At 71.3% G+C, this 18,468-nt stretch carries 21 protein-coding genes; 12 read left to right on the top strand and 9 right to left on the bottom strand.

What is annotated here, in order from left to right; translation table 11 throughout:
• Window positions 1-7: 7 nt before the first annotated feature.
• The 4 genes from C593_RS0100665 to C593_RS0100650 form a co-directional block, all read right to left on the bottom strand.
• The gene (locus C593_RS0100665) at window positions 8-484 is read right to left on the bottom strand and encodes a MarR family transcriptional regulator (protein WP_018845375.1); all 477 of its coding nucleotides are present in this window, start codon (window positions 482-484) and stop codon (window positions 8-10) included.
• Window positions 485-618: 134 nt separating this feature from the next.
• Window positions 619-1,401 carry an AIM24 family protein gene (locus C593_RS0100660; RefSeq protein ID WP_018845374.1) on the bottom strand — a complete coding sequence of 261 codons (783 nt, stop codon included), beginning with the start codon at window positions 1,399-1,401 and terminating at the stop codon, window positions 619-621.
• Window positions 1,398-2,048 carry an AIM24 family protein gene (locus C593_RS0100655; RefSeq protein WP_018845373.1) on the bottom strand — a complete coding sequence of 217 codons (651 nt, stop codon included), beginning with the start codon at window positions 2,046-2,048 and terminating at the stop codon, window positions 1,398-1,400. The genes C593_RS0100660 and C593_RS0100655 overlap by 4 nt, the downstream gene beginning before the upstream one ends.
• On the bottom strand, window positions 2,048-2,686 hold the full coding sequence (locus tag C593_RS0100650) for an AIM24 family protein (RefSeq protein ID WP_078521071.1): 639 nt from the start codon (window positions 2,684-2,686) through the stop codon (window positions 2,048-2,050). Before C593_RS0100650 ends, C593_RS0100655 begins: the two co-directional genes overlap by 1 nt.
• A gap of 237 nt (window positions 2,687-2,923) precedes the next feature.
• Here C593_RS0100650 and C593_RS0100645 point away from each other — a divergent pair, with 237 nt between their 5' ends.
• Window positions 2,924-3,271, top strand: coding sequence for a DUF3817 domain-containing protein (locus tag C593_RS0100645; protein ID WP_018845371.1), 348 nt, complete (start codon window positions 2,924-2,926; stop codon window positions 3,269-3,271).
• A complete protein-coding gene (locus tag C593_RS0100640) occupies window positions 3,268-3,561 on the top strand; it encodes an MTH1187 family thiamine-binding protein (protein WP_018845370.1) in 294 nt (97 codons plus the stop codon). The genes C593_RS0100645 and C593_RS0100640 overlap by 4 nt, the downstream gene beginning before the upstream one ends.
• Before the next feature lie 186 nt (window positions 3,562-3,747).
• Here the strand turns inward: C593_RS0100640 and C593_RS0100635 are convergent, their stop codons facing one another.
• Window positions 3,748-3,948 (bottom strand): hypothetical protein, encoded by a 201-nt coding sequence (locus C593_RS0100635; RefSeq protein ID WP_020610197.1) that lies wholly within the window; start codon window positions 3,946-3,948, stop codon window positions 3,748-3,750.
• Window positions 3,949-4,235: 287 nt separating this feature from the next.
• Between C593_RS0100635 and C593_RS28540 the strand changes: the two genes are divergently transcribed.
• Together C593_RS28540 and C593_RS0100625 are read left to right on the top strand one after the other, a co-directional pair.
• Window positions 4,236-4,826: a hypothetical protein gene (locus tag C593_RS28540; RefSeq protein WP_037744462.1), complete on the top strand. Its 591-nt coding sequence runs from the start codon at window positions 4,236-4,238 to the stop codon at window positions 4,824-4,826.
• 333 nt (window positions 4,827-5,159) lie between these two features.
• Window positions 5,160-5,624 (top strand): hypothetical protein, encoded by a 465-nt coding sequence (locus C593_RS0100625; RefSeq protein ID WP_018845367.1) that lies wholly within the window; start codon window positions 5,160-5,162, stop codon window positions 5,622-5,624.
• 141 nt (window positions 5,625-5,765) lie between these two features.
• Here C593_RS0100625 and C593_RS0100620 read toward each other — a convergent pair whose 3' ends face one another.
• Together C593_RS0100620 and C593_RS0100615 are read right to left on the bottom strand one after the other, a co-directional pair.
• On the bottom strand, window positions 5,766-6,200 hold the full coding sequence (locus C593_RS0100620) for a VOC family protein (RefSeq protein WP_018845366.1): 435 nt from the start codon (window positions 6,198-6,200) through the stop codon (window positions 5,766-5,768).
• A 49-nt stretch (window positions 6,201-6,249) separates the two neighbouring features.
• Window positions 6,250-7,239, bottom strand: a complete 990-nt coding sequence (locus tag C593_RS0100615; protein ID WP_018845365.1) for a helix-turn-helix domain-containing protein — start codon at window positions 7,237-7,239, stop codon at window positions 6,250-6,252.
• Between the two features lie 93 nt (window positions 7,240-7,332).
• Between C593_RS0100615 and C593_RS0100610 the strand changes: the two genes are divergently transcribed.
• The 4 genes from C593_RS0100610 (at window position 7,333) to icmA (ending at window position 11,440) form a co-directional block, all read left to right on the top strand.
• A complete protein-coding gene (locus tag C593_RS0100610) occupies window positions 7,333-8,616 on the top strand; it encodes an MFS transporter (protein ID WP_018845364.1) in 1,284 nt (427 codons plus the stop codon).
• Between the two features lie 9 nt (window positions 8,617-8,625).
• Window positions 8,626-9,135, top strand: a complete 510-nt coding sequence (locus C593_RS0100605; RefSeq protein WP_018845363.1) for a MarR family transcriptional regulator — start codon at window positions 8,626-8,628, stop codon at window positions 9,133-9,135.
• A 170-nt stretch (window positions 9,136-9,305) separates the two neighbouring features.
• Window positions 9,306-9,641: a DUF3817 domain-containing protein gene (locus tag C593_RS0100600; RefSeq protein ID WP_037744359.1), complete on the top strand. Its 336-nt coding sequence runs from the start codon at window positions 9,306-9,308 to the stop codon at window positions 9,639-9,641.
• Between the two features lie 98 nt (window positions 9,642-9,739).
• The gene (icmA, locus tag C593_RS0100595) at window positions 9,740-11,440 is read left to right on the top strand and encodes a coenzyme B12-dependent isobutyryl-CoA mutase large subunit (protein WP_018845361.1); all 1,701 of its coding nucleotides are present in this window, start codon (window positions 9,740-9,742) and stop codon (window positions 11,438-11,440) included.
• Between the two features lie 46 nt (window positions 11,441-11,486).
• Here the strand turns inward: icmA and C593_RS0100590 are convergent, their stop codons facing one another.
• Window positions 11,487-12,146, bottom strand: a complete 660-nt coding sequence (locus tag C593_RS0100590; protein WP_018845360.1) for a TetR/AcrR family transcriptional regulator — start codon at window positions 12,144-12,146, stop codon at window positions 11,487-11,489.
• A 215-nt stretch (window positions 12,147-12,361) separates the two neighbouring features.
• On the opposite strand from C593_RS0100590, the gene C593_RS0100585 reads away from it, so the two are divergent.
• The 4 genes from C593_RS0100585 to C593_RS0100570 all read left to right on the top strand — a co-directional run bounded on the left by C593_RS0100585 (window position 12,362) and on the right by C593_RS0100570 (window position 16,791).
• The gene (locus C593_RS0100585) at window positions 12,362-13,336 is read left to right on the top strand and encodes a tetratricopeptide repeat protein (RefSeq protein ID WP_026277224.1); all 975 of its coding nucleotides are present in this window, start codon (window positions 12,362-12,364) and stop codon (window positions 13,334-13,336) included.
• A 777-nt stretch (window positions 13,337-14,113) separates the two neighbouring features.
• Entirely contained in the window at window positions 14,114-14,773 is a 660-nt protein-coding gene (locus C593_RS0100580; protein ID WP_026277223.1) for a DUF6230 family protein, read from the top strand.
• 88 nt (window positions 14,774-14,861) lie between these two features.
• Window positions 14,862-15,428: a DUF6114 domain-containing protein gene (locus C593_RS0100575; RefSeq protein ID WP_018845357.1), complete on the top strand. Its 567-nt coding sequence runs from the start codon at window positions 14,862-14,864 to the stop codon at window positions 15,426-15,428.
• The gene (locus C593_RS0100570; RefSeq protein WP_018845356.1) at window positions 15,418-16,791 is read left to right on the top strand and encodes a hypothetical protein; all 1,374 of its coding nucleotides are present in this window, start codon (window positions 15,418-15,420) and stop codon (window positions 16,789-16,791) included. The genes C593_RS0100575 and C593_RS0100570 overlap by 11 nt, the downstream gene beginning before the upstream one ends.
• A 188-nt stretch (window positions 16,792-16,979) precedes the next feature.
• On the opposite strand, the gene pyk is transcribed toward C593_RS0100570, so the two are convergent.
• Window positions 16,980-18,407, bottom strand: a complete 1,428-nt coding sequence (gene pyk / locus C593_RS0100565; protein ID WP_018845355.1) for a pyruvate kinase — start codon at window positions 18,405-18,407, stop codon at window positions 16,980-16,982.
• Window positions 18,408-18,468 lie beyond the last annotated feature (61 nt).

Genomic DNA, 18,468 nt, shown 5'->3' with positions numbered 1-18,468 from the left:
GCCGTCGTCAGAGCTTGCCGCGCGATCCGCGCAGGTGCTCGGCCACCGGCTTCAGGGAGGCCCGCAGGTCTGCGAGGGCCTCCGGCTCCAGCAGGTCGATGAAGTGCCTGCGCACGGAGGCCACATGGTGGGGTGCGACCTTCTGCATCGTCGCCACGCCCTCGTCGGTGAGGACCGCGTACAGTCCGCGCCGGTCCGACTCGCAGTGCTCACGGCGGACGAGGCCGGAGTTCTCCATGCGGGTGATCTGGTGCGAGAGGCGGCTCTTGGACTGGAGGGTCGCCGCTGCGAGGTCGCTCATCCGCATGCGCCGGTCGGTCGACTCGGACAGGTTGACCAGGATCTCGTAGTCGTTGTTGGTCAGTCCGAACGGCTGGAGGTCCTTCTCGAGCTGGTGCATCAGCAGCTTGTTGACTTCCAGATGCGTGCGCCAGGTGCACTGCTCGTCCTCGGTCAGCCAGCGAGTGGCCGTCTCGGTCTCCATGTAGAGATACTATCCTAAGAAGTTGAAAAGCGGACGAAGTTGGGGGGTGTGACGTCCGGCACCCGCACGCCGAGGGAGCACAAGGGGCGCACGAGGGGCGCAGACGTTCGACGTCACACTCCGCAGACTACCGCTCACAGTCCGAAGCGTCGCTGGAGGTCCCCGAGCTGGCCGGGAAGACGCTGTGAGGACCCGTGCTGACCAGCGCCTCCGTGCCCGCCGTGGCCACCCGGAACGCCCGGTTCTCCCCCTACCGCCCCGACCGGGCGGTCCGCCATCAGCGCTTCGCTCGACTGCAGCAGAACCGTGCCCGCGCCCACGAACTCGAACTGGTGCTCCTCCCCGGACGCCCCGCCGATCCCGGTCAGCGCCCGGATCCCGCCCATCACGCCGGACATGTACGCGTGGTCGTAGTGGTGGCACGGGGAGGGGCAGTCCGCCCAGCCGACCAGGGCCTGCGGGTCCACCCGGAGCGGCGGCTCCATGAAGACCACCGGGCCGTTGGAGGCCGCGACGAACTTCCCCGTCCCGATCAGGGTCAGGAAGCCCGGCACGATCGACTGCTTCAGGGCCAGGGAGGGCTGGTAGGCGAGGAGGTTTCCGGACCGGATGGTCAGGTTCCCCTCGTCCAGGTCGAAGGAGTTCACGTCGAAGGCGCGGTCCGCCAGCAGCATCTTGCCGCTGCCCTCCGCCACCACCCAGTCGCTCGCGTGCAGCGGCGAGTGGAAGGAGGTCCGCATCAGGCGGTCCAGCCGCCCGTGGCCGATCCCGTTGAACTCCATGTGCCCGTAGTAGGCGATCATCTTGCCCTTCTGGAGGAACCAGGGGCTGCCCTTGAGCTCCACACAGAAGGTGTACGGGTCGACGTTGTCGTCGCTCGGCAGGGTCGAGGGGTCGTGAATGACGGGCGTGCTCACAGCTTCTCCTCCGACGCCTGGACGTACACCGCACCGCTGCCGCTCAGCTCCAGCTGGAACGCCTCGCCCGAGCCGCGCCCCACCATGTCGCGCCAGCCGAGCGCGGTGGAGAGCTTGTTCCGTACGTCGCCGTGGTGGGCGACGTACGCCTGCGGGTCGACGTGGACCGGCCGGCCGGGCGTGACCGGCAGCTCGATCACCCCGCCGTGCGCCATCACCGCGACCGAGCCGTGGCCCTTCAGGGTCGTGGTGAACAGCCCCTGGCCGGTGACCTGTCCGCGGACCATGCCCATGACCCCGCCCTGGGAGCCCATGAACATCGTGCCCTGGGTGAGCGACCCGTCGAAGGCGAGCAGCCGGTCCGCCTCCACGTAGAGAGTGTCGCCGGTCAGCTCGATCACCTGGATGTGGTGGCCGCCGTGGCCGAACATGACCGTGCCGCTGCCCTGCACGGTCATCAGCGGGGTGGCCTCGTTGGCCACCCGCCGGCCGATCATGGACATCACCCCGCCCTGGCCGCCCCGGATGTCCGGGGTGAAGGTGACCTCGCCCCGGTAGGCGAGCATCGCGCCGCGCTGGGAGTAGAGGGTCTGGCCGGGCGCGACCTGCGCCTCGACCATCTTGGAGTTGATCTCGCGGAACGGCATCAGAGGTCGCCCCCGACGGTGTTCCGCTCGCTCGGCTGCACGTACACGAGGCCGTCCCCCTCGAAGCGGATCTGGAACGCCTCGCCGCCGCCCTCCCCGAGGAAGGTGCGGAAGGTCACACCGGACTGGAAGTCCTGGCGCAGGTTCCCCTGGTGGGCGATGTACGCGCCGGGGTCCACGGTCAGCGGGTACTGCGGCGTGACGCGCAGCACCACGGCGGGCCCGTCCGTCATGATCGCGGCCTGGCCGGTGCCCTCGACCGTCGTCGTGAACAGGCCGTTGCCCTGGGAGGCGCCGCGCAGCCCGGTGAAGGTGGTGCCGGTGCGCAGACCGCCGTCCGTGCAGAGCAGGTTGGACGACTCGACGTGCAGGGTCTCCCCGTTGAGCCGCACCAGGTTGACGTCACTGGCCCGGTCCGCGAACCAGCAGGTGCCCTGCCCCTTCACCTCCATCACGGTCATCTGCTCGCCGGTGAGCCGGCGGGTCACCATGCCGCGGATGCCCTCCCCGCCGCCGGTCATCTTCTTGAAGGTCATCTGGCCGTCGTAGGCGATCATCGAGCCGTTCTTCGCCTTGACGGTGTCGCCGGTCATGTCGACGGCCAGCACCTTGCTGCCTTGCAGTCGGAACGTTGCCACGGGAGGAAGGTAACCGGAGATGTGGTGCTTCGACAGGGTCTCAGGGAGGAACCGGACCCCGACGGCACCCGACCGGGCACGGACCGCGCCCCCGGCCGGCCCCCGACGCCGCCCGCGACCCCGCCCCCTGACAAAGGCTTGGCAAAGGGGGCTGCCACAATGGGGCGGGCGCTTGTGCACCGATTCACAAGATCGCCCGTTCCGCCCTGCCCACCCCTGACGTCGAAGGTGCCTCACGTGGACATCAAGACCGCCTCCTCCCTCCACCGCCTCCGCCTGGTCTCCGCACCGGAGGCCGTGTCGTTCCTGCTGCTCCTGGTCTGCTCGGTGCTCAAGCGCACCACGGAGTTCAACGCGGTGCCGGTCATGGGCGCGATCCACGGCGTGCTCTTCGTGATCTACGTGCTGTTCTGGCTGGACGCCTGGAACCGCACCAAGTGGGACCTCAAGACCGCCGCGCTCTACTTCCTCTGCTCCGTCCTGCCCTTCGGCGGCTTCTACGCGGACCGCAAGCTGAAGCGCGAGGCCGACGCGGCGGTCATCGCCTCCCGCGCCCGCCGCGAGGGCACGGTGAACGCCGCGTGATCGTCGCCTTCTCCGTCACCCCGCTCGGCGTGGGGGAGGACGTCGGCGCGTACGTGGCCGACGCGGTGCGCGTCGTCCGCGAATCGGGCCTCCCGAACCGGACGGACGCGATGTTCACATCCGTGGAGGGCGAGTGGGACGAGGTCATGGACGTCGTCAGACGCGCCGTCGCTGCGGTGGAGGCGCGGGCGCCCCGCGTCTCCCTCGTCCTCAAGGCGGACCTCCGCCCGGGTGTCGAGGACGGCCTGACCTCGAAGGTCGACACGGTCGAACGCCACCTGGCGGGCTGACGCCCGCCCTTCGCCCGACGCCCCCGGCCGCCGCCCGCCCCCGGCACGGCGGCCATACCGCGGCCGTCATCGGCACGATCCCGTCGCCGCCCCGCACGACCCGGACCTCCCCCCAGGTCCGCCCGCCGTCCCGGGACACCCGGAGCGTCAGCAGCACGCCTGCCGGGCGCGCCGGCGCCGCCCGCTTCACCGGTGACCCTCCGGGTGCCGCCGCAGCAGGACGTTGCAGTCCACCACGGTCGCGAGATCGCCCCCGGCCCGGGCCCGCTCCCGCACGGCCACGAGTTCGGCACAGCCGGCACACCCTTCGACGGGCGGGGGATCCGCGGCGAGGCGCAAGGGCAACTCGACCGGTGAGGTGGTGCAGCGCGTGGGTTCAGTGGTCATGAGGGGATCGTGGCCGCCCCTTGAGGACGTATCTTCCGCCGAACCACGGACGGTCGGGCTCTTTGCCGTTACGGTCCGAAGAAGGCCCGAAAGGCTTTGACGGGAGGCTTGACGTGAATGCCGCACTCAGGTCGGCGATGGACGATGCCGGGCTGTCCCCCCGCCAGCTGGCTCTGCGGGCAGGGGTCTCCGCGAAGCAGGTGGAACGATGGCTGGGGAACGCCGATCTGACACCACACGCAAGGAACCGAGCGGACGCCTGCCGGGCGTTGGGAGTGGACGAAGAGATGTTGTGGCCGAAGGCCGTACAGGACCGTGTGAAGACCGGGAACGACCGCGAACTCGTCCACAGTTACCCCTACCGGTCCGCCTGTCCGTCCACGGTCTGGGCCGGACTCCTCGCACAGGCGCGGTCGGAGCTGTTTCTCGCCGGGTACACCAACTACTTCTTCTGGACCCAGGTGCCCCACTTCGCGGACACGGTCCGGCGGAAGGCCGGGTCCGGCTGCCGGGTACGGTTCCTGCTCGGCGACCCCCGGGGAGAGGTCACCCGGCAGCGCGAGGCGATCGAGGACGTCGCCCTCTCGGTCTCGACGCGGATCGCGATCACGCTCGAACACCTCGACCGTCTGGGGCCGCTCGACGGCCTGGAGGCACGGGTCACGCACCCGTCGGACGCCGTCAATCACGTGAGCCTGTCCGTGTTCCGCTTCGACGACGACGCCCTGGTGACCCCTCACCTCGCCCGCCTGGTCGGGCACGACTCCCCGTTGCTGCACCTGCGTCGCCACGGTGACAACGGCATGTTCGACCGCTTCACGGAGCACGCCGAGGAGCTGTGGGGCCGTGCCGAGCCCCGAGTCGCCGCCGGCGACTGAGCCCGTGGGGCCCTCGCCGCCCGCCGGCACCGCGCGGTCATCGCCGCACTCGGCACCGAGCTGACGCGGGTTGCGTGCACCGGCCCCGGGCGGGATGCCCGGGGGACCGAGACGGCGGTCGTGCGCCCTCTTCCGCCCACACTCTTGGCGCGGAGAGTCAAGAGCCCGGCGCTGGAAGTCAAGCCGCCCCGCACAGCACTCTCCTAAGCTCATGGCCGGCCTGCCCCGAGCCCTGCCGGGACCGGGCGATCTACGGGGCACATTCTCACTTCTTGGCGGAACTGAGCCGCCGCTCAGTGGGTGGACCCTCCCAACTCGCAGAAAAGGAACTTCATGCGAATTCTGAAAGCCACTCGGCGCGCCACTGCCGTGACCGCCGTCGTCGTCGCGGCGCTTTCGGGGACCGTTCTGACCGCCCCCGCCGCGCATGCGGCTCCCAGGCTCAGCTGGGATGACGAAGGCATGAAGAACAAGGACGACCGACTCCTGAGGCTCTGGCACCCCGGCGACAACATAGGCACCGTGTTCTGGTCCAGTGACCCCAACGTCCTCAGCGACCTCGGCGACACGCTGTACGTAAACGACTTCTCGCGGGACGGCTACTCCATTCGCGGTCAGGTCAAGGAAGTCGCGACGGGCTTGATTCTGATCGACATCAGCACTGCGGGGAAGACGGCGCCCGCCAAGGCGCAGAAGACGAAGAACCTCAAGGAGGGCACGAAGATCCAGGTACGGGGGTGCGTCATGAAGGCCGGGAAGGCATACGGGTGCACTTCGTGGTACGCCGCCCGCGCCTGAGTGAGCTGAAAGAGGATTCGAGCCTGTCACCGATCGGGTGAGGGCCAAGGCCCCCGGGCTGTTGACGTCGCTGCTCGACGACACTGCTCGGGGGCCGCGCTACGGGAGCCGACCCCGGGCCCCCGGCCGGGCGAGGGCGCCTCAGTCGAGGCAGAACTCGTTGCCCTCGACGTCCTGCATCAGCAGGCACGACTCGTTCTCCTCGTCGGCGAGGAGGAGCCGGACCCGGGTCGCCCCCAGCGGAAGCAGCCGTGCGCACTCGGCCTCCAGGGCGGCGACGCGCTCGTCCCCCACGAGCCCGGTGCCGACGCGTACGTCGATGTGCACCCGGTTCTTGACGACCTTGCCCTCCGGCACGCGCTGGAAGTAGAAACGCGGGCCGACCCCCGTGGGGTCGGCGCAGGCGGACCAGGCGCCCCGTTCCCCGGGCGGCAGGGAGTGCCAATACGCGTCCCAGGAGGCGAACCCTTCGGGCGGCGGCGGGACGACGTACCCCAGCGCCTCGCTCCAGAAGCGGGCGACGCGCTCCGGGTCCGCGCAGTCGAAGGTGATCTGGACCTGCTTGACCGATGGCATCGGACGACCATAGGACGCGCCCCGCGCACCCGGCCACCCGATTTCGGGGTCACTCGGGCGGGGCCGAGGTCAACGCCGTGCCCAGCGGCGTCCGTTCGTACAGGACGCGGTGGCCGTAGCGGCGGGAGGTCAGCAGGCCGGCGGTGCGCAGGACGGCGAGGTGGGCGGAGACGGAGGAGGGGGCCAGCGAGAGCGCCCGGGCCAGGTCCGTGGTGGCGCACGGTTCGTCGAGGGCGCAGAGGACTGCGGCCCGGGCCCGGCCCAGGAGGCGGGAGAGGGCCTCGGGCGCGGTGGCCGACGGGCGGGTCCACAGGCCGCCGATCCCACGGGCCGGGTAGACGACGGCGGGCTGCCACGGCGGCTCGTAGCCGCTGACCACATCCGGCCAGGCGAACACGCTCGGCACCAGGACCAGCCCCTGCCCGCCCAGGACCCGGCTGTGGTCGCCGCGCATGCCCCGGATGCTGAGGGTCGCGTCCTCGAAGGCGAGCCGGGGGCTCAGCTCGCCCATCAGCCGGGCGAACCCGACCTCCGCGAGCCTGCGCGAGTGGTGGGCCACGTCCGCCTCCAGGAGGGTGCGCAGCCGGGGCCAGTCCGGGGCGACCAGCGCGTGCCAGGCCGCCTCCAGAAGGTCGGAGAGGAGAGCGACGGAGCGGGCCGGGTCGGCCAGCAGCATCCGGCCCGTCTCGCTCCCGCGCCCGCCGGGGGCGGTGTCCAGGGCGGCCGCCATATCGGCGTACGCCACCTCCGGCGCGGTCGCCCGCACCCCCGCGATCTGGTCCGCGAAGGAGGCGCCCGGCCGCTCGGGCACCGGGCAGATGAAGTCCGGGTTGTGCCCGCCCGACGGCATCAGAGCCCACAGCGGGCTCAGGTCCAGCCCGGCCGCCGCGTCGCGGATGCGCCGCAGCCAGGGCAGGTGGTAGCCCTGCTGCGCGGGGCGGGCCAGGGTCCGCACCGCCGACTGCGTCTCCCACAGCGGGGAGATCGCGAACCGGCAGTTCAGCAGGTCCTGTTCGGCGAGGTGGAGGTGGAAGGGCACGGCACCGGCGCTCCGGGGACGAGGGCGGGGGCGAAGATTCGGGTGGGGGCGAAAGTCTAGAGGCAGGGCGCGGGTGCCCGCAGGCTGGCGCCCATGCCGGACAACCTCCCTCCCGTCACCCCCGCCCGGGGCTACCGCTCGGTGCTGCGCGTTCCCGAGTTCCGTGCCGTCTTCGCCGCGCACCTGCTCTCGCTGCTCGGTGTGGTCGTGGCCGAGATCTCGCTGACCGTCCTCGTCTACGACCTCACCGGGTCGCCCCTGCTCAGCGCGCTCACCTTCGCCCTGGGCTTTCTGCCCTACCTCCTCGGCGGCACCCTGCTCACCTCCGTCGCCGACCGCTACCCCGCCCGCCGGGTGCTGGTCGTCTGCGACCTGGTGTGCGCCGGGTGCGTCACGGTGATGGTGCTGCCCGGTACGCCGGTGTGGGGCCTGCTCGCGCTGCGCTGCGCGGTCGCCGCCGTCGCGCCCGTCTTCCACGGGACCCGGACGGCCGCCCTCACCGACATCCTCGGCGAGGGGGAGCCGTACGTCCTCGGCCGCTCGCTGCTGCGGATCGTCTCGCAGAGCGCCATGCTCACCGGGTTCGGCGCCGGCGGGATGCTCCTCGCGGTGCTCTCGCCGCGCCAGGCGATCTGCCTGACCGCCGTCTCCTTCGCCGGCTCCGCGCTGCTCCTGCGATGCGGCACCCGCGCCCGCCCCGCACGGGCCGCCGGCGCCGGGGCGCTGCTCGGCCAGTCCCTCGCCGGGGCCCGGCTGCTGCTCGGGGACCGGCGAATCCGGGCGCTGATGCTGCTGTTCTGGGTGCCCGCGCTGTTCGTCGTAGTCCCCGAGGCACTGTCCGCGCCGTACGCCGACGACCTGGGGACCGGGCCCGTCGCGGTCGGACTGCTGATGAGCGCCATGGCCGTGGGGCATGTGGCGGCCGAGCTGTGGGCGGGGTCCCGGCTCGGCCCGCGAGCCCGGTCCCGGCTGGTGCTGCCGCTCGCCGCGTTCGGGCTCGTCCCGCTCCTCGGCTACGCGCTGCGCCCCTCGCTCGGCTGGTCGCTGGTGCTGCTCACGCTGACCGGGCTGAGCGCCGCGTACCTGGTCGGGCTGGACGCGTGGTTCGTGGCTGCCGTACCGGAGGAGCTGCGCGGGCGGGCGATGACGCTGATGACGTCGGGGCTGATGACCGTACAGGGGGTGGGGATGGCGCTCGCGGGGCTGGCGGCCGAGTTCCTGCCGGTGCACACCGTGGTCGCGGGGGCCGGGGTGCTGGGAACCGTGTGCGGGCTGGCGCTGGTGGCGGAGGCCCGGCGCTGCGGGGCCGTGCCCCGGGGCCCGGTGGCCCGGACCGAGGGGCGAGACGGGGCTGACCACGATGTGACCAGTGGGTAAGGTCGTGCCGTGCCGAAGCCGCTCAGCCTCCCCTTCGACCCCATCGCCCGCGCCGACGAACTCTGGCAGCAGCGCTGGGGGCCCGTGCCGTCGATGGCGGCCATCACCTCGATCATGCGCGCGCACCAGATCCTGCTCGCCGAGGTGGACGCCGTCGTCAAGCCGTACGGGCTGACCTTCGCCCGGTACGAGGCGCTGGTCCTGCTGACCTTCTCCAAGGCCGGGGAGCTGCCGATGTCGAAGATCGGCGAGCGGCTGATGGTGCACCCGACCTCCGTGACCAACACGGTGGACCGCCTGGTCAGGGCCGGTTTCGTCGCCAAGCGGCCGAACCCGAACGACGGGCGCGGCACCCTCGCGTCGATCACGGAGAAGGGGCGCGAGGTGGTCGAGGCGGCCACCCGGGACCTGATGGACATGGACTTCGGGCTGCGCGCGTACGACGCGGAGGAGTGCGCGGAGATCTTCGCGATGCTGCGGCCGCTGCGGGTCGCCGCGGAGGACTTCGACGAGACGTAGCGGCGCGCGCACGCAAGCCCGTCCCGCCCGGCCCGTGAGCCCGGCACCGGAGCCCGGCCCGCCCGGCCTGTGAGCCCGGTCCGTCGGCTCCGTGAGCCCGCCCCGCGAGCCCGGCACCGGAGCCCGGCCCGCCCGAAGATCGCCCCCGGCCGCCGGATACCCTCGGGGCCATGAAAGCGAACGTGCTGACCCGCTACCGGGTGATGGCCTACCTCACCGCCGTCTGGCTGCTGGTGTTCACCGGCGCCATCGTCCTGAAGTACGGGTTCGAGACCGGCGACACCATGCTGATCTCGCAGATCCACGGTGTGCTCTTCATCGTCTACGTGGTCTTCGCCTTCGACCTCGGCACCAAGGCGAAGTGGTCCTTCGGCAAGCTGCTGTGGGTGCTGGCGGCCGGCTGCATCCCCTTCGCGTCGTTCTTCGTGGAGCCCAAGGTCAGCCGCGAGGCCCGCGCCCTGATCACGGACGGCAAGCCCGGCGGCCCGGTCAAGGCCGAGGCGTAGGGGCGCAGGGCCCGCCGGCCCCGGCGCATACCGCCGCGAGCGCGGCTCGCGGCGGTCAGCCATCGACATTTACTAGGACGTCCTAGTAAATTTGAAGCATGGACGCTGACGCCATCGAGGAAGGCCGCCGTCGCTGGCAGGCCCGTTACGACAAGGCCCGCAAGCGGGACGCCGACTTCACCACCCTCTCCGGGGACGAGGTGGAGCCGGTCTACGGCCCGCGCCCGGGTGACACCTACGAGGGCTTCGAGCGCATCGGCTGGCCCGGCGAGTACCCGTTCACCCGGGGGCTCCACGCGACCGGCTACCGGGGCCGCACCTGGACCATCCGCCAGTTCGCCGGCTTCGGGAACGCGGAGCAGACGAACGAGCGCTACAAGATGATCCTCGCGGCCGGCGGCGGCGGACTCTCCGTCGCCTTCGACATGCCGACCCTGATGGGCCGCGACTCCGACGACCCCCGCTCCCTCGGCGAGGTCGGCCACTGCGGTGTCGCCATCGACTCGGCCGCCGACATGGAGATCCTGTTCAAGGACATTCCCCTCGGCGATGTGACGACCTCCATGACCATCTCCGGTCCGGCCGTCCCCGCCTTCTGCATGTACCTGGTCGCCGCGGAGCGACAGGGCGTGGACCCGGGAGTGCTCAACGGCACCCTCCAGACGGACATCTTCAAGGAGTACATCGCGCAGAAGGAGTGGCTCTTCCAGCCCGAGCCCCATCTGCGCCTCATCGGCGACCTGATGGAGCACTGCGCGGCCGGCATCCCCGCGTACAAGCCGCTCTCCGTCTCCGGCTACCACATCCGCGAGGCCGGGGCCACGGCCGCGCAGGAGCTGGCGTACACCCTCGCCGACGGCTTCGGGTACGTGGAGCTGGGCCTCTCCCGCGGTCTGGACGTGGACGTCTTCGCGCCCGGCCTCTCCTTCTTCTTCGACGCGCACCTCGACTTCTTCGAGGAGATCGCCAAGTTCCGCGCCGCGCGCCGGATCTGGGCCCGCTGGATGAAGGAGGTGTACGGCGCGAAGACGGACAAGGCGCAGTGGCTGCGCTTCCACACCCAGACCGCCGGTGTCTCCCTCACCGCCCAGCAGCCCTACAACAACGTCGTCCGCACGGCCGTGGAGGCCCTGTCCGCGGTCCTCGGCGGCACCAACTCCCTGCACACCAACGCCCTCGACGAGACCCTGGCGCTCCCCAGCGAGCAGGCCGCCGAGATCGCCCTGCGCACCCAGCAGGTGCTGATGGAGGAGACCGGCGTCGCCAACGTCGCCGACCCGCTGGGCGGTTCCTGGTACGTGGAGCAGCTCACCGACCGGATCGAGGCGGACGCCGAGAAGATCTTCGAGCAGATCCGGGAGCGGGGCCTGCGCTCCCACCCCGACGGCAGGCACCCCATCGGCCCGATCACCTCCGGCATCCTGCGCGGGATCGAGGACGGCTGGTTCACCGGCGAGATCGCCGAGTCGGCCTTCCGCTACCAGCAGTCCCTGGAGAAGGGCGAGAAGCGGGTCGTGGGCGTCAACACGGCCACCGGATCGGTCACCGGGGACCTGGAGATCCTGCGGGTCAGCCACGAGGTCGAGCGCGAGCAGGTCCGCGTCCTCGCCGACCGCAAGGCCCGCCGGGACGACGTGAAGGTCCGCGCCGCCCTGGACGCGATGCTCACGGCCGCGCGCGACGGCTCCAACATGATCGCCCCGATGCTGGACGCGGTCCGCGCCGAGGCGACCCTGGGCGAGATCTGCGGGGCGCTGCGCGACGAGTGGGGCGTCTACACCGAGCCGCCGGGCTTCTGAGGACCCGCGTGAGTGGGGCCCGGTTCGTATACGAACCGGGCCCCACTCACGCGGACACGGCGCCCAGCCCCGACAGCAGCAGCGCCGTGAAGCGCCGTGCCCACTCCGCGTCCACCGGCTCCGCGCTCACCAGGGTCCGGTGCACCACCGCGCCCGCCACCACGTCGAAGATCAGGTCCGTGCTGCGGGCGGACTCCTCCGGGTCGGACTCGTAGGGGAGTTCACCGCGCTCCTGGGCCCGGTGGCGGCCCACGACCACCAGCCGCTTCTGCCGCTCCACGATCGCCGAGCGGATCCGCGCCCGCAGTGCGTCGTCGCACGTGGACTCCGCGACCACGCCCATCAGGGCGGTCTTGGTCTCCGGGTGGGCGAGGAGCCGGGCGAACTGGAGGACCACGCCCTCCACGTCCGCCGCGAGGCTGCCCCGGTCGGGCAGCTCCAGCTCGTCGAAGAGGACGGCGACCGCGTCCACCACGAGTTCGTTCTTGTTGGCCCAGCGGCGGTAGAGGGTCGTCTTGGCGACGCCCGCCCGGGTCGCCACGTCCGCCACCGTCAGCTTGGACCAGCCCAGTTCCACCAGGGAGGCGCGGGTGGCCCTGAGGATCGCCGCGTCGGCCTCGGCGCTGCGCGGGCGGCCGGTGCGGGCGGGGCGGGGCTCCCGTGCCGGGTCGGGGGGAGTGGTGCTGCGGGCCATGCCGCAGACCATACCGGCCGGTAGGCGGTTCGCTGTGAGGCAGTTCACCGGGGAAATCTCACACGGTTCCGGCTTCGTGCAGATACGCTACGACCCGTAGCGAAAGCCCGGCGACCGAGCCCGGCAGCAGCGACGACCACAGGCGCCGAGGTGGGGACCCGGTGCCGTCCCGCCGGATCGCACGTCCGGCTTTTCACATGTGCGCGCGGAAGGGGGAGGATGTACGCATGCAGCCTAGGAACATGTCCATGAGCGGCGTCGTCGACCTCGCCGCGGTGAAGGCGGCCGGTGAGGCCAAGGCCAAGGCCGAGCAGGCCCGCGCAACGGCCGCCCGGGAGGGCGGCGTCCAAGCCGTGCCGTCCGCGAGTCTGGTGATCGACACCGACGAGGCGCGCTTCGAGCGCGACGTCCTCCAGCGCTCCACCGAGGTGCCCGTCGTCATCGACTTCTGGGCCGAGTGGTGCGAGCCGTGCAAGCAGCTGAGCCCGCTGCTGGACCGGCTGGCCAGGGAGTACAACGGCCGTTTCGTCCTCGCCAAGATCGACGTGGACGCCAACCAGATGCTGATGCAGCAGTTCGGCGTGCAGGGTATCCCGGCGGTCTTCGCCGTGGTCGCCGGGCAGGCGCTGCCCCTCTTCCAGGGGGCGGCCCCCGAGGCCCAGATCCGTCAGACGCTGGACCAGCTCGTCCAGGTCGCCGAGGACCGCTTCGGTCTGACCGGTCTGGTCGTCGACGCGGACGCCGAGGGCGGGGACGGGCCCGCCGAGCCCGCGCCGCTGGCCGGACCGCACGACGGGCTGCTGGGGGCGGCGATGGACGCCCTGGACGCCGGTGATTTCCCGGGCGCCGTCCAGGCGTACAAGAACGTGCTCGCCGACGACCCGGGCAACACCGAGGCCAAGCTCGGCCTCGCCCAGGCCGAACTCCTCGGCCGGGTGCAGGGGATGGACCCGCAGGCGGTGCGCAAGGCGGCCGCGGACGACCCCTCGGACGTGCCGGCGCAGATCGACGCGGCCGACCTGGACCTCGTCGGCGGCCATGTCGAGGACGCCTTCGGGCGGCTGGTGGACACCGTGCGGCGCACGGCCGGTGAGGAGCGCGACCGCGCCCGGCTCCGGCTGCTGGAGCTCTTCGAGGTCGTCGGCCCGGAGGACCCGCGGGTGACCGCGGCCCGCCAGGCGCTGGCGCGGGTGCTCTTCTGACCCGTCCGGGCCGTCTCCGGACGGCCCGGCCCGGCCGTGTCCGGACGATCGCTCCTGGTGCGCCGGGGCGGTCCGCCCGGGGCGTGTCCGGAATCCGTCGTGCGGACGCTGAGTGAGGCCCGCGGGCACGGCGTTGACAGGCTTTCTGACAACGGCGTCCCGGAAGTGCCGATCTGACGGGTTTGTGGCGGTGGCGCCGGCCCCGGCGCCGCCGCCGTTTTGGCGACACAGTGACAAAGCGCAGCCGCGCTTTGCCAAAACTTGGCCATTCGCGCCGGGGTTACTCCGAGTACCGCAACCGGCTTGTTCTGTCCTGCTTTCATGATGTTTCCGCCGCTCTGGCGCCTCACGCAGCGACACCCTGTGTACATGCCCGACATCGCGCGGTCGTGGCGCGGTTATCAGGCCGTTACTAGCCAGTAACGAACCCCCTTGTGCCGGGGCCGGGAATGGACCACGATCGGCGACGCTCGGTCCAATACCGCACCGGCCCGGCTTCCAGCCGTGCCAGCGGTCCGTTGGGTCCCCACCGGGCCGGCCGGCGGCAGTGGCGCCGGCCGCGGACAGGGGGGTTCCTGCCCAACGGCAGGGCCTGTCCGACCGGTTGCGCGAGAGTGCGGCCAGTGGTTGTCGCTCGGGGGTGATCGCCGGTGTTTCGGACGCGTACGCGCCCAGAAAGTACAGGCGCTCTCCTTCCCGAGGACGTAGCACTTCTCCCATCCCAGGACGGGCCCGAGGGCCCGGACCGGAGATGTACGTCCGAGAAGGAGGAAAGTCATGGAGTCTGTGACTCGTGGCGGAACCAGATGGAAGCGGTTCGCCCTTGTCATGGTGCCGAGTGTGGCCGCAACGGCCGCGATAGGCATCGGCCTGGCCCAGGGCGCGCTCGCCGCGTCCTTCAGCATTTCCGGCCAGGAGTTCAAGGTCAAGGCGCAGAAGCTCGAAGGCACGGATTTCGTGCAGTACGGCAGCGTCGCGCAGGGCAAGACGCTGGAGGGCAAGGACTTCGGCGCTCCGGTGGCCGTGTCCGGGTTCAAGACGGCCACGATCACCAACATGTGCCAGTCGGTGGTCACGCCGAACGTGCCGCTCATCGGCAACGTCACCCTGGAGCTCCGGGCCGGCCAGGACCCGAAGAACCCGGTCAAGGCGACGGACCTGTACCTCGACGTCTCCGACCTCGAGGCCGACGCCGAGTTCAGGAAGATCGACATCGGCGTCGCGGCGGGCTCTCTGCAGGAGGGCAAGGAGCCGGGCTTCCCGGGCATCCAGCCGGGAACGAAGGCCAACCCGCACGGGTTCGGCCAGCGGGCCGATGAGGCCGTCCTGACCAACGTCGAACAGAAGGCGTGGGCGACCACGGCCGGCACGTTCAAGCTCAGCGGACTGAAGCTGAAGCTGCACCGGGGCACCGACAAGGAGTGCTTCAAGGGCTGACGCCCTGTCAGGGACGGGCGGGTAGGGGCGCCGAGCCCCGGTCCGCCCGTCCCATCCCCAGCAACGCCAGCATCAGGGAGCTTTATCCATGAGCGCCGAGACTTCCGCAGCACCTCAGCGGAACGAGCACTTCCTCCGCGTCTTCCGGCGGGGCTTTCGTACCTGGCGCGGACAGCGGCCGTTCTGGGCGGGCCTCTTCACCATGATCGGCGGCCTGCCGATCGCCTACCTCCCGTACGCCGACCTCCGCGTCGGCAACATGACGATCGCCATGGCCACCACGGCCGGCGCCGGGTCGCTCATCATCGGCGTCCTGCTCGTCACGCTCGGCCTCACCATGTGGTTCCAGGCCGTGGTGCGGGTGTTCGCGGGCGTCGCCGCGATCGTCCTCGCCCTGATCTCGCTCCCGGTGTCCAACATCGGCGGCTTCCTCGTGGGCTTCCTCTTCGCGATGATCGGCGGCGCGCTGTCCGTCTCCTGGGCGCCCGCCGAGTCGGCCGCCCCGGCGGACGAGGACACCGCCGCACCGCGCCCTGCCGCCGCCTACGAGCCGGCCGAGCCGCCCGTACCGGCGCAGCGCGCCGACGAGCCGTACGACACGAACGTGACCGAGACGACTGCCCACGCCGACGGCGGGAGGAACAGTGCGGGGTGACGAGATACAGCCGGTCACGGCTGAGGGCGGTGACGCCCGGGAGCGGCGGGGGCCGCGCCACGCCGCTCCGCGCAAGTCCCTGCTGACCAGGCTCCAGCGGCCGGCCGGCAAGGCGTTCGCGCTGGCCGCGATGCCCACCGCCGTGTTCGTGGGCATGGGCCTCACCCCGAAGGCGGCCCTCGCCGACGAGAAGGACATCCCCTTCGCGCCCGGCCCGTGCGTGACCCGCTCGGACGAGCCCGTGGAGGAGGAGTCCCCGGAGCCCACCGAGTCGGCGAAGCCCTCCGAGTCCCCCTCGGCCGACGGGAGTCCGGCGCCGGAGCCCTCGCCGAGCGCGACCTCCGGCACCGAGGCGGACGACGGCCGGGACGGGGAGCCGAAGCCGTCCGGGACCCCGTCCGCGGGTGCTCAGCAGGACAAGGACAAGGGCGCCGGCGATACGGGCGAGGGCGACGAGGCCGGCCAGGACCCCGCTCCCGAGCCGGGCGAGTCCCGCCACCCGCTGGACCCGCTGGGCCTGGGCGAGAAGCTCAAGGACCTCTTCGACCCGGACAAGGACGAGGAGCAGACCTCCGACCCGGCGCAGAGCACCGAGCCGGCGGAGCAGCCCGCGCAGAAGCCGGCCGCCGAGCCCGCGGACACCCCGGCGGACGAGCCCGCCGAGCAGCCCTCCCGGAAGCCGTCGGCCAAGCCTTCCGAGGAGCCCGCCGAGCAGCCCTCCGAGAAGCCGGAGACCCCGGCCGACCGGACCGAGCGCGCCATCCGTGACGCGGCCGACAAGGCCGGCGCCGCCGTGGAGGAGCTGGACGAGGACGCCAAGGGCCTTCAGGCCCGGCCGGACGAGGACATCCCCGACGGCGCCAAGCCGCGCTTCCCCTGCCCCACCCCCGACCCGGAGGCCCTCGCGGCCGCCGAGGGCGAGCCGGGCATCCCGCTGCTGCCGGACGAGCCGTGGGTGCTGGAGAGTTCGATGCTCACCCTCACCGGGCTGGACTACCACGGCATCGTCGAGGTCAGGACCAGCAGCGGTACGATCAAGAAGGTCCTGAAGTTCACCGCCTCCGGCGTGGACATCCGGGACCTGCACCAGATCACCGTCGGCCCGGACGGCACCCAGGGCCATGTCAAGGCACGGTCGGGCTCGACCTCGACCATCCGCAACGGCACGGTGACCATGTACACCGAGCGGCTGAAGGGCAACCTCTTCGGCATCATCCCGATCACCTTCAGCCCCGAGACCCCGCCGCCGCTGAACGTCCCCTTCGCGATGTTCACCGACGTCACGGTCAAGCAGGCCGGCCAGTTCGGCGGCACACTGAAGATCCCCGGCCTGCACAACTACCTGGCCCGCCCCGGGAACTGATCCCGGAGCACGGGGCCGCCGGGAGCCGCGAGGACCAAAGACAGCCGCGAGGACCACCGGGAGCCGCGAAAGAGGCCGTGGGCCGCACCCGTTCAGGGGGGTGCGGCCCACGGCCTTCGCGTTGTCCGCCGGCGCACGGAGGCGGCCCCGCCGGAGCGGGTCCGCCCCCCGGGTGCGGCGGGCCGGTGTCAGCCCTTCTCGCCGCCCAGGTGGTGGACCCGGACCATGTTGGTGGTGCCGGGGACGCCGGGCGGGGAGCCGGCCGTGATGATCATGGTGTCGCCCGGGTTGTAGCGCTGGAGCTTCAGCAGCTCCGCGTCCACCAGGTCGACCATGGCGTCCGTGTTGTCGACGTGGGGCACCACGAAGGACTCGACGCCCCAGCTCAGGGTGAGCTGGTTGCGGGTCTCGGTCTCGGTGGTGAAGGCGAGGATCGGCTGCTGGACCCGGTAGCGCGAGAGCCGGCGGGCGGTGTCACCGGACTTGGTGAACGCGATCAGCGCCTTGCCGTCCAGGAAGTCCGCGATCTCGCAGGCCGCACGGGCGACCGAACCGCCCTGGGTGCGCGGCTTCTTGCCCGGGACGAGCGGCTGGAGGCCCTTGGAGAGCAGCTCCTCCTCCGCCGCGGTCACGATCTTCGACATCGTCTTGACCGTCTCGATCGGGTACGCGCCGACCGAGGACTCGGCCGAGAGCATCACCGCGTCCGCGCCGTCCAGGATCGCGTTGGCGACGTCGGACGCCTCGGCGCGGGTGGGGCGGGAGTTGGTGATCATCGACTCCATCATCTGGGTCGCCACGATCACCGGCTTGGCGTTCCGCCGGCACAGCTCAATGAGCCGCTTCTGGACCATCGGGACCCGCTCCAGCGGGTACTCCACGGCCAGGTCGCCGCGGGCCACCATCACCCCGTCGAACGCCATCACGACGTCCTGCATGTTCTCGACGGCCTGCGGCTTCTCCACCTTGGCGATGACCGGCACCCGGCGGCCGACCTCGTCCATCACCTTGTGGACGTCCCGGACGTCGTCGGCGTTGCGGACGAAGGACAGGGCGACCATGTCGCAGCCCATGTTCAGCGCGAAGCGCAGGTCCTCGACGTCCTTCCCGGACAGGGCCGGGACGTTGACCGCCGCGCCGGGCAGGTTGATGCCCTTGTGGTCGGAGACGACACCGCCCTCGACGACGATCGTCTTCACCCGCGGGCCCTCGACCTCGACCACGCGCAGCTCGACGTTGCCGTCGTTGATCAGGACCTGGTCGCCCTTGGACACATCGCCCGGCAGGCCTTTGTACGTGGTGCCGCAGACCGACTTGTCGCCGGGGACGTCCTCGGTGGTGATGGTGAACTCGTCGCCGCGGACCAGTTCGACCGGACCCTCCGCGAAGGTCTCCAGGCGGATCTTGGGGCCCTGGAGGTCGGCCAGCACGCCCACCGCGCGGCCGGTGTCCTCGGCCGCCTGGCGCACGCGGTGGTACCGCTCCTCGTGCTCAGCGTGGGTCCCGTGGCTCATGTTGAAACGGGCCACGTTCATGCCGGCCTCGATGAGCGCTTTGAGCTGCTCGTAGGAGTCGACGGCGGGGCCCAGTGTGCAAACGATTTTGGAACGGCGCATAAGGCGGATCCTATCGGTTTGTTTCCCAGTGGAATATTCCGTCTGGTGGAATGTACAAATG

It is taken from the genome of Streptomyces sp. CNT372 (assembly GCF_000377145.1).
The sequence above is the reverse complement of the archived record's forward strand: the minus strand, read 5'-3'. Positions and strand labels throughout refer to the sequence as shown.

Bases quoted from the DNA above. Each gene is read 5' to 3' on its own strand.
- C593_RS0100665 (WP_018845375.1), bottom strand. From the start codon at position 484: ATGGAGACCGAGACGGCCACTCGCTGGCTGACCGAGGACGAGCAGTGC.
- C593_RS0100655 (WP_018845373.1), bottom strand. From the start codon at position 2,048: ATGCCGTTCCGCGAGATCAACTCCAAGATGGTCGAGGCGCAGGTCGCG.
- C593_RS0100635 (WP_020610197.1), bottom strand. From the start codon at position 3,948: ATGACCACTGAACCCACGCGCTGCACCACCTCACCGGTCGAGTTGCCC.
- C593_RS28540 (WP_037744462.1), top strand. From the start codon at position 4,236: ATGTTGTGGCCGAAGGCCGTACAGGACCGTGTGAAGACCGGGAACGAC.
- C593_RS0100625 (WP_018845367.1), top strand. From the start codon at position 5,160: ATGCGAATTCTGAAAGCCACTCGGCGCGCCACTGCCGTGACCGCCGTC.
- C593_RS0100620 (WP_018845366.1), bottom strand. From the start codon at position 6,200: ATGCCATCGGTCAAGCAGGTCCAGATCACCTTCGACTGCGCGGACCCG.
- C593_RS0100610 (WP_018845364.1), top strand. From the start codon at position 7,333: ATGCCGGACAACCTCCCTCCCGTCACCCCCGCCCGGGGCTACCGCTCG.
- C593_RS0100600 (WP_037744359.1), top strand. From the start codon at position 9,306: ATGAAAGCGAACGTGCTGACCCGCTACCGGGTGATGGCCTACCTCACC.
- icmA (WP_018845361.1), top strand. From the start codon at position 9,740: ATGGACGCTGACGCCATCGAGGAAGGCCGCCGTCGCTGGCAGGCCCGT.
- C593_RS0100590 (WP_018845360.1), bottom strand. From the start codon at position 12,146: ATGGTCTGCGGCATGGCCCGCAGCACCACTCCCCCCGACCCGGCACGG.
- C593_RS0100585 (WP_026277224.1), top strand. From the start codon at position 12,362: ATGCAGCCTAGGAACATGTCCATGAGCGGCGTCGTCGACCTCGCCGCG.
- C593_RS0100580 (WP_026277223.1), top strand. From the start codon at position 14,114: ATGGAGTCTGTGACTCGTGGCGGAACCAGATGGAAGCGGTTCGCCCTT.
- C593_RS0100575 (WP_018845357.1), top strand. From the start codon at position 14,862: ATGAGCGCCGAGACTTCCGCAGCACCTCAGCGGAACGAGCACTTCCTC.
- pyk (WP_018845355.1), bottom strand. From the start codon at position 18,407: ATGCGCCGTTCCAAAATCGTTTGCACACTGGGCCCCGCCGTCGACTCC.